The organism is Streptomyces sp. NPDC057099 (assembly GCF_042671245.1).
Taxonomy (GTDB): domain Bacteria; phylum Actinomycetota; class Actinomycetes; order Streptomycetales; family Streptomycetaceae; genus Streptomyces; species Streptomyces purpurascens.
The window spans coordinates 1-13,544 of record NZ_JBHUTX010000073.1; the positions used below are offsets into that span (position 1 = coordinate 1).

A 13,544-nucleotide genomic window follows, 5' to 3' on the forward strand; every position below is an offset into this window, starting at 1 on the left:
GGCCAGGGCGACCACCGAGCCGAGCAGGGCACCGGCCGGGGCGCCGAGCAGCAGGGCGCGCCGGGCGGCCGTACGGTCGCCCAGCCCCAGCCATGCGTAGGCCCGGTGGGCGAGGCCCTGGTTCCACGTCCAGCCGCACAGGGCGCCGGCGAGCAGCGGGACCGTGCCCGGCGGGAGGCCGAAGTCGGCGTCGCCGGCGAACAGGGGTGCGCCCAGGACGTAGGCGAGGCCGGGCAGGGCGAAGACGACGCCGCGCAGCAGACAGCCGAGCAGGCCGGTCTGCCAGGGGTCGGGAGCGGGGCCGTCGGGCTCGGGGTAGCGGCGTTCGACGCGTTCGTAGAGGGTCTCGGCGAGCGCGAAGGAGTTCTTGACGCCGTACCGCTCGCGTATCTGGTCGTCGGAGAGGCCGTCGGACTCCAGCAGGGCGGCGATCTCGTCCGGGTGGACGGCCGCTGCGATGAAGTCCTGGAGGCGGGCGGCGAGTTCGTCGACCGGGTCGGGCAGGGCCCAGCTGGGGGTGGCGCGCTGCCGGGGGATGTAGGGCAGGGCGTCCGGGCGGGAGCCCGGCGGGAGCCAGACGCTTCCGCTCACCAGCCCGTCCCGTTCGTCGCCACGGCCGCGTACCAGGGGTCGCGCAGTTCCAGGGTCCAGTCGGCGACCATCTCCAGCGTGGGCTCGTACACCTCGTCCTCGCCCGCGAGTTCCTTGTAGACGGTGCGGAAGGCGTCCACCGAGCGGCGCAGCGTGAACCGGTCGATGACGCGCTGGCGCGACAACGCGCCCAGTTCGAGGCGCCGTTCGTCGTCCTTGAGCAGGGTCAGCGCGGCGGCGGCCATCTTCTCGGGCTCGCGCGGCGGCACGACCAGGCCCGTGTCGCCGACGGCCTCGCACACCCCGCCGACGTCCGTCGACACCGTCGTACGGCCGCAGGACATGGCCTCGATGATGGAGAACGGGAAGCCCTCGGAGATCGACGACAGCATGACGACGTGCCCGGCCGCGTAGGCCCGCCACACCTCGGTGATCCGGCCCTCGAAGCTCAGGCCGTCGGTGACGCCCAGTTCGGCGGCGAGCTTCTCCAGCCGGGTCTGATACGCCTCGCCGCCGGGCGGGACCGGGCCGAAGAGCCTGAGCCGGGTCGCGGGCATCTCGGCGCGCACCATCGCGTAGGCGCGGATCAGGGTCTCCAGGTCCTTGATGGGGTCGATCCGGCCGCACCAGGAGAGGGTGGGGACCTCGGGCTCGGGGCCTGCGTGCGGGAACGCGGCCGGGTCGACGCCGTTGTAGACCGTGCGGATCTTGCCGGCGTCGGCGCCGCCGCGCTCCTCCCAGCGGCGGTTGTACTGGTTGCACGGCGTGATCAGATCGGCGGCGCGGTAGCCGTAGGAGTTCAGCTCGCGGTAGAAGCCGAGCATGAAGGCCTTCACGGGCCAGCGCTGGGCGTCGTTGCGGTAGCCGAGGTAGCGCTCGCGCAGGTAGATGCCGTGCTCGGTGAGCAGAAACGGTACGCCGTCCAGGTGGCGGGCGGCGAGCGCGGGCAGGGTCGCGAGGCCGCTGCTGACGGCGTGGGCGACGGAGTCCTCGGGGATGCGGACGCCCAGGGGCCTGAGGGCGTGTTCCAGGAGGTCGGTCGCGGTGAGGGCGTCATGGACCGTGGGGCGTGCGGCGGCGGTCGGCAGATGCGGCATGGTCCAGATCCACATCAGGGACTTCAGCGCGGACTCGGTGCGCAGGGCCGCCGACAGGCGGCCGTCCCGGGCGAGTTCGGCCAGCTCGTTCAGGGACGTGCCGAAGTCGGTGGGCGAGCCGGGGTCGAGGAAGGAGAGCAGGAAACGCTCGTAGGTGTCGGTGAAGCGGCGGCGGGCCTTGCCGTAGAGGGGCCTCGCGCGGCCGGGGCGGGGGCCCCAGGTGGGGACCGAGGTGTGGGCGTAGACGTTGGGCGGGAGGTCCCAGGTGACGGGTTCGCGGCCGTTGCCGGTGAGGGAGACGATGTGGAAGTCGACCTCCGGCATGCCCTTGACGAGTTGGTCGCACCAGGTGCTGACGCCGCCGTGGACGTGTGGGTAGGTGCCTTCTGTGAGCATGGTGACGTGGCGGCCTGTTCGCCTCATGCGGTGTTTCCCCCTGTGTTGCGGATGTTGTGCGGGGAACTGCTGCCCGGATGCCGAGTGCGGCTTCGTTCGGGCTGGTCGCGCCCCGCGGCGGAGCCGCATGTCAGATACAGCCCCGCGCCCCTGAGGTACGCAGCCCTACGGCAGCTTCAAAGTGAGAGCCGACTGGAGCGCTGCCGGGGTCGTCCAGGTCGAGCGGGCTCCTGCGTATGGGGTGCCGAAGGCCGTGGTGCCCAGGAGGAGTTGTTTCTTGGTGCCCTCCGGGGCGGTCACCGGGATCTGGGTGCCGGACGGGGCGGTGACGGTGACGGTGGTACCGATGCGGTACGCCGTCACGCGGCCGTTCGACAGGGCGGTCTGCCAGGCGGCGCGGCGCTGGACCTCGGTGCCGATGGCGCTGTGCCGGGGGTTCTCCAGCGGGGTGCTGTCGGCGAACAGGGATCGATAATCGGCCAGCACCTTCTCCATGACCGGGTAGAGCAGCCGGTCCTCGGCCAGGTTGGACTGGTGCGCGTAGTGCGGTCTGGGGTCGCCCGCGAGGGCGTGGCCCAGGGCGGTGCGCGCCTCCTGCGGGACGATGTGCTCGGCGTAGCCGGTGGTGGTGTCGAGCGGCTCGTCCAGACAGGTCGAGGTGGGGTTGTCCTCGCAGACGCCGCTGCCGCCGTCGCCGCGCGAGGTGTAGATCCAGTTGTACTCGTCGGCCATCTCGGCCGCCGTGCCCACGTTGTAGTACACGTTCATCGGGTGGCGCGGGACGGTCAGCGCGCTGCCGATCGCCCGCTGCTCGGGCTCGCGGGAGTTGTCCGAGGCGATCCACTTGACGCCGGTGTCGGCGAGGGCGCCGGACAGGTTGGGGTTGTCGGCGGGCTGCTGGGGCAGCGTCTTCAGGCCCGAGTGCTCACCGGTGACCAGTTCGGAGCGATCGACCGGGAGGCCCTTGCTCACGGCCCAGTTGTGGTTGTCGCGGATCTGCGCGGCGATCTCGGCACGGCTCATGTACTTCACCGAGCCGTCCGCGTTCTTCGCGCAGCTCCACGGCACGCTGGAGGTGTCCTGGACGCAGCCCAGGAACGGGTGCGTGTAGGTGTGGTTGACCCAGCGGTACCGCGCCTTGTCGGCGAGCAGCCGGTCGGTGAGGGCGTCGGTGCCGCCGTGTTCGGTCTTCCACTCCTCGCCGGAGCCGGCGTTGTAGACCATGTCCATGGTGAAGCCGTGCTCGCGCTGCCACTGGGCTGCGTAGGCGGCGTCGTCCGCGGTCATACGGATCGGCGTGGTGCCCTCGCCGTCGCCGCCCGCGCAGTCGAAGTCGCCCGGGGTGCAGTTGCGTTCGGTGTCCCAGCGGCTGTCCGGGGCGAACACGTCGTCGACGTGCACCGCGAAGGAGTTTCGGGTCTGCCCCAGGTGCACGCCCTGGGTGAGCCACTCGACGATGCCCCGGGCCAGCAGCCGGAACTGCTGCTGGTTGTCGTTGTACGCGAAGGTCACGACGAGTTCGCGACGGCCGTCGTGGGCGTACTCGCCGACGAGGCTGCCGCGACCGGTGCCGCCGGGCACGGGGATGTCGACGTAGCTGGTGAAGCCGGCGCGGGGCCGGGCGGCATAGCCGTAACTCTCCTGCACGCCCGGCGCGTTGTCCTCGAACCGGAACGCGCCCTCCAGGTAGCCGAACCGGCCCGCCTTCCCGGCCGCGGTGACGGATGCCTCGCGTCCGTCGAGGGTGCCCGCCCAGCCGCCCTCGCTGGTGTAGTCGAGGCCGACTCCCGGGTGGGCCCAGGTGTAGGCGTCGACCTGCGGGATTCCGTACGTCCGCTCGTACGTCTCCAGGGCGGTCTGCTCGGCGGAGCCCGCGCCGAACGGGGCCTCGTTCGGCAGGACGACGCCCTGGTACTTGGCGCGGGGCCTGCCGTTGACCGTGTCGCTCAGGAACGACTCGGTGATCTTCGGGCGGCCGGAGTCGTTCAGGTCGACGGTGGTGTACGGGACGCCCGTGCTTCTGAGCTGGGCGGTGACGGCCTTGACGGGGCTGTCGCCGTTGTCCACCACCAGCACCTTGAGATCGATGCGCGGCTCTTCCGCTGCCACCGCCACGGGCGCCGTCGCCCCGGCCGTGATCATGCCTGCCGCCGCCATCACCGCGGCCGTGTTTCTCCACCTGCGCGCACGCTGCGCCATGGTTCCTCCCCCAAGAAGATCCCAGAGATCCCCTTGCGGTCGAACAAAGGCCGAACAGAGGAGGATCAGTGAAAATCATGCAAAGCGGCGAGCAAGACTCTTGCCGGATCCGAGCGAGTGTGACCGAGTTCACCGCCTTGAGGGATCAAGAAATGGCTACTTCGCGACCCACAGGTGAACACCCGCAGTAATGAGCGGAGGCGGCCACGCGCGTAGTCTCGTCGTCGAGTGTTCGCCGTACCGGGGAAGGCCCCGTGATCGCCAGACCCTGAGTCGGAATAGGGTCGGCTCGGGCCCGGTCGACCCACACCGTTCGACCATCGCAACTTCACATCGGAAGCGAGATTTCACCACCGTGACTGCTCTCACTCTCAGCACCGCCGCGGCGCCCGGTCTGCGGGCCGACGCGATCGTGATCGGTGTCGCCAAGGGTGCCAAGGGGCCGGTCGTCGCACCGGGCGCCGAGGCCGTGGACAAGGCGTACGACGGCAAGCTCGCCGGCGTCCTGGAGACTCTCGGCGCCTCCGGTGCCGAGGGCGAGATGACGAAGCTGCCGGCGCCGTCCGGCTTCAAGGCACCGCTCGTACTGGCGGTGGGCCTGGGTGCGGTGCCCGAGAAGGACGCCGACTACGACACCGAGGCCCTGCGCAAGGCCGCCGGCGTCGCCGCCCGCGCCCTGTCCGGCACCAAGAAGGCCGCGTTCGCGCTGCCCCTGACGGACGCCGCCGACGCCGGCGCGATCGGCGAGGGCGCGCTGCTCGGCGCGTACTCGTTCGACGCCTACAAGGAGAACGGCAAGGACCCCAAGGCGAAGAACGGCAAGGCTCCCCTCGCCGAGGTCACCCTGCTGGGCGGCAAGCCCCGCGACAAGGCGTACAAGGCGGCGATCGAGCGTGCCGCCGCCGTGTCCGAGGAGCTCAACCGCGCCCGCGACCTGATCAACACCCCGCCGAACGACCTGAACCCCGAGGCGTTCGCCGCCGTCGCGCAGACCGCGGCCAAGGAGCACGGCATCAAGGTGCAGGTGCTCGACGTGAAGGCCCTGGAGAAGGGCGGCTACGGCGGCATCCTCGGCGTCGGGGCCGGCTCGGCGGCCGGACCGCGCCTGGTGAAGCTGTCGTACACCTCCTCGAAGGCGAAGAAGCACCTCGCCTTCGTCGGCAAGGGCATCACCTACGACTCGGGCGGCATCTCGCTGAAGCCGGCCGGTCACAACGAGACGATGAAGTGCGACATGAGCGGCGCGGCCACCGTGTTCGCCGCGGTCGTCGCCGCCGCGCGTCTCGGCCTGGAGGTCAACGTCACGGGCTGGCTGGCCCTGGCCGAGAACATGCCGTCCGGTTCCGCGACCCGTCCCGGTGACGTGCTGCGGATGTACAGCGGCAAGACGGTGGAGGTGCTCAACACCGACGCCGAGGGCCGGCTGGTGCTGGCCGACGCCCTCTGGGCGGCCTCCCAGGAGAAGCCGGACGCGATCGTCGACGTCGCGACGCTGACCGGGGCGATGGTGCTGGCGCTGGGCAACCGGACGTTCGCGGTCATGGGCAACGACGACGCGTTCCGCTCCGCGGTGCACGAGGCCGCCGAGGAGGTCGGGGAGCCGGCGTGGCCGATGCCGCTGCCGGAGCACCTGCGCAAGGGGATGGACTCCCCCACGGCCGACATCGCGAACATGGGCGAGCGGATGGGCGGCGGGCTGGTCGCCGGTCTGTTCCTGCGCGAGTTCGTGGGCGAGGGGATCACCTGGGCGCACCTCGACATCGCGGGGCCGGCGTTCAACGAGGGCGGGCCCTTCGGGTACACGCCGAAGGGTGGCACGGGGTCGGCTGTGCGGACGCTGGTGCGGCTGGCGGAGCTGACGGCCGCCGGGGATCTGGGCTGACCTTCGCCTGAGAGCTCGGTCTCGTACGTTGTGAGGCGAGTACGGGGGCGTGGGGGCTGTTCGCGCAGTTCCCCGCGCCCCTGAGGGCGCGCTCTCATCTGAACGTGGGGCGTCTCACACAGCAGCCCGGCGTCTCTTTGTGTGCCGACAAGTGCGAAGATGGGGCTCGGCAGGACAGGGCCCCACCGAAGGGCCGAAGAACGAGCGGCCGGACACCAGCCGCCTGCCGGTCAGTGAAGACCGGCGTACGGCGCACATGCATGGAGGACGTGACGTGGCGAACGACGCCAGCACCGTTTTCGACCTAGTGATCCTCGGCGGTGGCAGCGGTGGTTACGCCGCGGCCCTGCGCGGAGCGCAGCTGGGCCTGGACGTCGCCCTGATCGAGAAGGACAAGGTCGGCGGCACCTGCCTGCACCGGGGATGCATCCCCACCAAAGCCCTGCTGCACGCGGGCGAGATCGCCGACCAGGCCCGCGAGAGCGAGCAGTTCGGTGTGAAGGCCAGCTTCGAGGGCATCGACATCGCCGGCGTCCACAAGTACAAGGACGGCGTGATCTCCGGCCTGTACAAGGGTCTGCAGGGCCTCGTCGCCTCCCGCAAGGTGACGTACATCGAGGGCGAGGGCAAGCTCTCCTCCCCCACCTCCGTCGATGTGAACGGCCAGCGCGTCCAGGGCCGCCACATCCTCCTCGCGACCGGCTCCGTGCCGAAGTCGCTGCCCGGCCTGGAGATCGACGGCAACCGGATCATCTCCTCCGACCACGCCCTCGTCCTGGACCGTGTGCCGAAGTCGGCCATCGTCCTCGGCGGCGGTGTCATCGGCGTCGAGTTCGCCTCCGCCTGGAAGTCCTTCGGTACGGACGTCACCGTGATCGAGGGCCTGAAGCACCTCGTCCCGGTCGAGGACGAGAACTCCTCCAAGCTGCTGGAGCGCGCCTTCCGCAAGCGCGGCATCAAGTTCAACCTGGGCACGTTCTTCGAGAAGACCGAGTACACCCAGGACGGTGTCAAGGTCACCCTCGCCGACGGCAAGGAGTTCGAGGCCGAGGTCCTGCTGGTCGCCGTCGGCCGCGGCCCGGTCTCCGCCGGCCTCGGCTACGAGGAGCAGGGCGTCGCCATGGACCGCGGCTACGTGCTGGTCGACGAGTACATGCGCACCAACGTCCCGACCATCTCCGCCGTCGGTGACCTGGTCCCGACTCTCCAGCTCGCGCACGTCGGCTTCGCCGAGGGCATCCTGGTGGCGGAGCGTCTGGCCGGTCTGAAGACCGTTCCGATCGACTACGACGGTGTCCCGCGGGTGACGTACTGCCACCCGGAGGTCGCCTCCGTCGGTATCACCGAGGCCAAGGCCAAGGAGATCTACGGCGCGGACAAGGTCGTCGCTCTGAAGTACAACCTCGCGGGCAACGGCAAGAGCAAGATCCTGAACACCACGGGCGAGATCAAGCTCGTCCAGGTCAAGGACGGTGCCGTGGTCGGCGTCCACATGGTCGGCGACCGCATGGGCGAGCAGGTCGGCGAAGCCCAGCTGATCTACAACTGGGAGGCGCTGCCCGCCGAGGTCGCGCAGCTCGTCCACGCCCACCCGACGCAGAACGAGGCGCTCGGCGAGGCCCACCTGGCCCTGGCCGGCAAGCCCCTCCACTCGCACGACTGACCCCCTCGGTCGAGAAGCGACGACACAGACTTCCGCACTTTCCGTAAGGAGCAACCGAAACCATGGCGGTTTCCGTAACCCTTCCGGCGCTCGGCGAGAGCGTCACCGAGGGCACTGTCACCCGCTGGCTGAAGGCCGAGGGTGAGCGCGTCGAGGCCGACGAGCCGCTGCTCGAGGTCTCGACCGACAAGGTCGACACCGAGATCCCCTCCCCCGCAGCCGGCGTCCTGGCCTCCATCAAGGTCGCCGAGGACGAGACGGTCGAGGTCGGCGCCGAGCTGGCCCTCATCGACGACGGCAGCGGTGCCCCCGCCGCCGCCCCGGCCCCGGCCGCCGAGCAGGCTCCCGAGCCCGCTCCGGAGCCTGCCGCGGCCGCCCCGTCCACCGAGCAGGCCGCCCCGGCGCCCGCTCCCACCACCGACGCCGCCGCCGGCGGCGGCTCCGCCGAGGGCACGGACGTCGTCCTGCCCGCGCTCGGCGAGTCCGTCACCGAGGGCACCGTCACCCGCTGGCTGAAGTCGGTCGGTGACAGCGTCGAGGCCGACGAGCCGCTGCTCGAGGTCTCCACCGACAAGGTCGACACCGAGATCCCGGCGCCCACCGCGGGCACGCTGCTGGAGATCGTGGTCGGCGAGGACGAGACCGCCGAGGTCGGCGCCAAGCTCGCCGTCATCGGCGTCGCGGGTGCGGCTCCGGCCGCCGCTCCGGCGCAGGAGGCCCCGGCCGCCCCGGCCGAGCCCGCCCCGGCGCCCCAGCCGGCCGCCCCGGCCCCGCAGGCTCCGTCGGCCCCGGCCCCGCAGCAGCAGGAGACCCCGGCTCCCGAGCCGGCTCCGGCCGCTCCGGCGCCCGCCCCAGCTCCGGCCCAGGCCCCGGCCGCTCCGGCCGCAGCCCAGCCGGCCGACGACGGCGCCTACGTCACCCCGCTGGTGCGCAAGCTCGCCGCCGAGAACGGCGTCGACCTCTCCACCGTCAAGGGCACCGGGGTCGGCGGCCGTATCCGCAAGCAGGACGTCATCGCCGCCGCCGAGGCCGCGAAGGCCGCCGCCGCTGCCCCGGCTCCGGCCGCGGCCGCCGCTCCGGCTGCCAAGAAGGCCCCGGTCCTGGAGACCTCGCCGCTGCGCGGCCAGACCATCAAGATGCCGCGGATCCGCAAGGTCATCGGCGACAACATGGTCAAGGCCCTGCAGGAGCAGGCCCAGCTGTCCTCGGTCGTCGAGGTCGACGTCACGCGTCTGATGAAGCTGCGCGCCCGGGCCAAGGACTCCTTCGCGGCCCGTGAGGGCGTGAAGCTGTCTCCGATGCCGTTCTTCGTCAAGGCCGCGGCCCAGGCGCTGAAGGCGCACGCGCCGATCAACGCCAAGATCAACGAGGCCGAGGGGACCATCACCTACTTCGACACCGAGAACGTCGGTATCGCGGTGGACTCCGAGAAGGGCCTGATGACCCCGGTCATCAAGAACGCCGGTGACCTCAACCTCGCCGGTATCGCCAAGGCCACGGCGGAGCTGGCGGGCAAGGTCCGCGCCAACAAGATCACCCCGGACGAGCTGTCCGGCGCGACCTTCACCATCAGCAACACCGGTTCGCGCGGCGCGCTCTTCGACACGATCATCGTGCCGCCCGGCCAGGTCGCGATCCTCGGCATCGGCGCCACGGTCAAGCGCCCCGCCGTCATCGAGACGGAGGAGGGCACGGTCATCGGCGTCCGCGACATGACGTACCTGACCCTGTCCTACGACCACCGCCTGGTGGACGGCGCCGACGCGGCCCGCTACCTGACGGCGGTCAAGGCCATCCTGGAGGCGGGCGAGTTCGAGGTCGAGCTCGGCCTCTGACGCCTGTCGCAGCACCACGGTGCCCCCGTCCGGACAACTCCGGGCGGGGGCATCGGCTTTGTCTTTCAGGGGCGCGGGGCTGTATCGATGTGCGGCTCCGCCGCGTGGGCGCGACCAGCCACGACGGCGCCGCAGCCGAACGACAGCTCACACCCCCCATGTAAGTCTCGTCTCACCTGCACCAAGACACCCCCACCCATCCCACCCACGGAGCGACCCGGCCTTATTGTCTAAACGTCAAACCCCGTTAAGGAGCTCACATGACCGCGCCCGTCATCCACTCGCTGCGCGAGCAGATCCGCGAGCACATCCTGGAGGGGATCATCAGCGGACGCTGGCAGCCGGGCGAGCGGATCGTCGAGCGCCGGATCGCCACGGAGCTGGAGGTCAGCCAGACCCCGGTCCGCGAGGCCCTGCGCGAGTTGGAGTCCCTGCGCCTGATCGAGTCCGCTCCGAACAAGGGCGTCCGCGTACGGAACCTGACCGCCGCCGACCTGGAGGAGAGCTACCCGGTCCGGGCCGGTCTGGAGGCCATCGCGGCGGAGCTGGCCGCCCAGGGCCTCGCGGAGAACTGCTCGGCGCTGGAACCGCACGTCAGCGCCCTGTACGAGGCCGACCGCAGGTCGGACGGCACGGCCCAGGTCCGCCACACCGTCGGCTTCCACCGCGAACTGGTCCGCGCGGCGGGCAACTCCGTCCTGCTGCACACCTGGGAAGGCCTCGGCATCGAGGTGTTCACGGCCCTGTCGATCCGCTGGCTGGGCACCCAGCAGCAGTCGTACGCGGAGGAGCACGAGGAGCTGGTCGCCGCCTTCAAGCGCCGCGACCCCCGGATCGCCGAACTGGTGAAGGCCCACGTCCTGGGCTGCGCGCCCAGGGCGTGACACTCGAGCACATCTCCGCTCATACGCCTCTCACCTGCGAAAACCCCCATAAATCCCGTCACCGCGTGCCACCGTCGGAGGCACCGCGTGCCTACTTTCTCGTGATCAAGAGGTTTTACGCCTCAACCCTTTGATCGATCATCGATCAGAGGGTTACAGTCACCGACGGGCTCACGCGGCGGAGCCGCACGGTGTTACAGCACCCAAGCCCCAGCCCTGTCCTGCCAAAGACAAAGGGCACCCCCGAACCCTTACCGATGAGGGAACCCCCTTCGACTGAGGAAGGCGGCGACATGACCGACCCCAAAGCCATCCAGCCGAGCGAGCTCGACCAGCTCCCGGACCGGGACCCGGAGGAGACCGCCGAATGGCAGGCCTCCCTGGACGCGGTGACCGAGGCGGCCGGACCGCATCGTGCCGCATACCTCATGCGGCGCACGCTGGAGCGCGCCGAGGGCGCCGGCCTGGCGCTGCCGAAGCTCCTCGAGACCGACTACGTCAACTCCATCCCCACCGCCGCCGAGCCCGGCGTGCCCGGTGACGAGGCGATGGAGCAGCGGATCACCGCGTGGAACCGCTGGAACGCGGCCGCGATGGTGACCCGGGGCAGCAAGTACGGCGTCGGCGGCCACATCGCCACCTTCGCCTCGGCCGCCTGGCTCTACGAGACCGGCTTCAACCACTTCTTCAAGGGCAAAGAGGCCGACGGCTCCGGCGACCAGCTCTACATCCAGGGCCACGCCTCCCCCGGCATCTACGCCCGTGCCTTCCTCGACGGCCGGCTGAACGAGAGCCAGCTCGACAACTTCCGCCGCGAGGCGGGCGGCGACGGCCTGCCGTCCTACCCGCACCCGCGCCGGCTGCCCTGGCTGTGGGAGTTCCCGACGGTCTCCATGGGCCTCGGCCCGCTGTCGGCCATCTACCAGGCGCGCTTCAACCGCTACCTCGCCAACCGCGGCATCAAGGACACCGCCGGTTCGCACGTGTGGGCGTTCCTCGGCGACGGCGAGATGGACGAGCCCGAGTCGACGGCGGCCCTCGCGCTCGCCGCCCGTGAGGAGCTGGACAACCTCACGTTCGTCATCAACTGCAACCTGCAGCGCCTCGACGGCCCGGTCCGCGCCAACTTCAAGATCGTGCAGGAGCTGGAGGCCCAGTTCCGCGGCGCCGGCTGGAACGTGATCAAGACGCTGTGGGGCACGGCCTGGGACGAGCTGTTCCAGCTCGACACCACGGGCGCGCTCGTACGCCGCCTGCGTCAGGTACCGGACGCGCAGATCCAGACGTACCAGACGCGCGACGCCGCCTACATCCGCCAGGACTTCTTCGGCGGGGACCCGGCGCTCGTGGAGCTGGCGAAGCTGCTGAGCGACGACAAGATCCTCGAGTGTTTCCACCTCTCCCGCGGTGGTCACGAGGCGCGCAAGGTGTACGCCGCCTACCGTGCGGCCGTCGAGCACAAGGGCGCGCCGACCGTGATCCTGGCCCAGACGGTCAAGGGCCACACCCTCGGCGAGGGCTTCGCGTCGAAGAACGCCAACCACCAGATGAAGAAGCTGACGGTGGACGAGTTCAAGAACATGCGCGATCTGCTGGAGCTGCCGATCAAGGACGGCGACTTCGTGGACGGTGTGGTGCCCTACGGCCACCCGGGCGCCGACTCCCCCGAGGTCCGCTACCTCCAGGAGCGCCGTGCCGCTCTCGGCGGTCCGGCCCCGGCCCGTCGTGTGCACCCGGTCGCCCCGCTGCCCGCCCCGGCGGAGAAGGCGTTCGCGTCCTTCGACAAGGGCTCCGGCTCGCAGAACGTGGCGACGACGATGGCGTTCGTCCGCCTGGTCAAGGACCTGGTCCGCGACAAGGAGTCGGGCAAGCGCTGGGTGCCGATCGTCCCGGACGAGGCGCGCACCTTCGGCATGGAGTCGCTGTTCCCGTCGCTCGGCATCTACTCGCCCAAGGGCCAGACGTACGAGCCGGTCGACCGTGACCAGCTGATGTACTACAAGGAGGCCAAGAACGGCCAGATCCTCAACGAGGGGATCACCGAGGCCGGTTCGATGGCCGACTTCATCGCCGCTTCGACGTCGTACGCGACGCACGGCGAGGCGATGATCCCGTTCTACATCTTCTACTCGATGTTCGGCTGGCAGCGCACGGCCGACCAGATGTGGCAGCTCGGCGACCAGCTCGGCCGCGGCTTCCTCGTCGGTGCCACGGCCGGCCGCACCACCCTGACCGGTGAGGGCCTCCAGCACGCCGACGGCCACTCCCCCGTCATCGCGGCGACCAACCCGGCGGCCCTGTCGTACGACCCGGCGTTCGCCTACGAGGTCGCGGCCATCGTCAAGGACGGTCTGCGCCGGATGTACGGCGAGGCGGCCCCGGGCGAGGACCAGAACGTCTTCTACTACCTGACGGTCTACAACGAGCCGATGCCGCAGCCGGCGAAGCCGTCCGTGGACGGGGTCGACGAGGGCATCGTCAAGGGCCTGTACCGCTTCAACACGGCGGAGTCGGCGGGCATCACGCCTCCGGCCAACGCCCCGCGGATCCAGCTGCTCGGCTCCGGTACGGCGATCCACTGGGCGCTCAAGGCGCAGCAGCTGCTCGCCGAGGAGTGGGGCGTGGCGGCCGACGTGTGGTCGGCGACGTCCTGGGGCGAGCTGCGCCGGGACGCGCTGGAGGCGGACGAGGCGCTGCTGCGCGGCGAGGAGCGGGTGCCGTTCGTCCGGCAGGCGCTCCAGGGCGCCGAGGGCCCGGTGCTGGCGGTCTCCGACTACATGCGCCAGGTCCCGGACCAGATCGCGCAGTGGGTCGAGCAGGACTGGTCCTCGCTGGGCGCCGACGGCTTCGGCCTCTCGGACACCCGTGAGGCGGCCCGCCGCCACTTCGGCGTGGACGCCGAGTCCATCGTCGTCGCGGCCCTGGCCCAGCTCGCCAAGCGCGGCGAGGTCAAGGCGACGGCCGTGAAGGAAGCGCGCGAGAAGTACGGTCTGTGAG

The 13,544-nt window shown here is 70.7% G+C and carries 7 protein-coding genes and 1 pseudogene; 5 read left to right on the forward strand and 3 right to left on the reverse strand.

What is annotated here, in order from left to right; translation table 11 throughout:
• From ACFT4A_RS40450 to ACFT4A_RS40460, 3 genes and pseudogenes are all read right to left on the reverse strand, one after another.
• Positions 1-591: pseudogene (locus ACFT4A_RS40450) on the reverse strand (hypothetical protein); the annotation flags it as partial.
• Complete coding sequence (gene pelF, locus ACFT4A_RS40455; protein ID WP_382841096.1) at positions 588-2,111, reverse strand: GT4 family glycosyltransferase PelF; 1,524 nt, start codon at positions 2,109-2,111, stop codon at positions 588-590. The pseudogene ACFT4A_RS40450 and the gene pelF, both read right to left, overlap by 4 nt.
• Before the next feature lie 138 nt (positions 2,112-2,249).
• Positions 2,250-4,283, reverse strand: coding sequence for a hypothetical protein (locus tag ACFT4A_RS40460; RefSeq protein WP_382841099.1), 2,034 nt, complete (start codon positions 4,281-4,283; stop codon positions 2,250-2,252).
• Positions 4,284-4,638: 355 nt separating this feature from the next.
• Between ACFT4A_RS40460 and ACFT4A_RS40465 the strand changes: the two genes are divergently transcribed.
• From ACFT4A_RS40465 to aceE, 5 genes are all read left to right on the forward strand, one after another.
• Positions 4,639-6,165 (forward strand): leucyl aminopeptidase, encoded by a 1,527-nt coding sequence (locus ACFT4A_RS40465; RefSeq protein WP_382841102.1) that lies wholly within the window; start codon positions 4,639-4,641, stop codon positions 6,163-6,165.
• Between the two features lie 274 nt (positions 6,166-6,439).
• On the forward strand, positions 6,440-7,828 hold the full coding sequence (gene lpdA, locus ACFT4A_RS40470) for a dihydrolipoyl dehydrogenase (RefSeq protein ID WP_189724626.1): 1,389 nt from the start codon (positions 6,440-6,442) through the stop codon (positions 7,826-7,828).
• 62 nt (positions 7,829-7,890) lie between these two features.
• On the forward strand, positions 7,891-9,663 hold the full coding sequence (gene sucB / locus ACFT4A_RS40475) for a 2-oxoglutarate dehydrogenase, E2 component, dihydrolipoamide succinyltransferase (protein WP_382841105.1): 1,773 nt from the start codon (positions 7,891-7,893) through the stop codon (positions 9,661-9,663).
• A gap of 260 nt (positions 9,664-9,923) precedes the next feature.
• Positions 9,924-10,547, forward strand: coding sequence for a GntR family transcriptional regulator (locus tag ACFT4A_RS40480; protein WP_382841108.1), 624 nt, complete (start codon positions 9,924-9,926; stop codon positions 10,545-10,547).
• 293 nt (positions 10,548-10,840) lie between these two features.
• Positions 10,841-13,543, forward strand: coding sequence for a pyruvate dehydrogenase (acetyl-transferring), homodimeric type (gene aceE, locus ACFT4A_RS40485; protein WP_382841111.1), 2,703 nt, complete (start codon positions 10,841-10,843; stop codon positions 13,541-13,543).
• Position 13,544 lies beyond the last annotated feature (1 nt).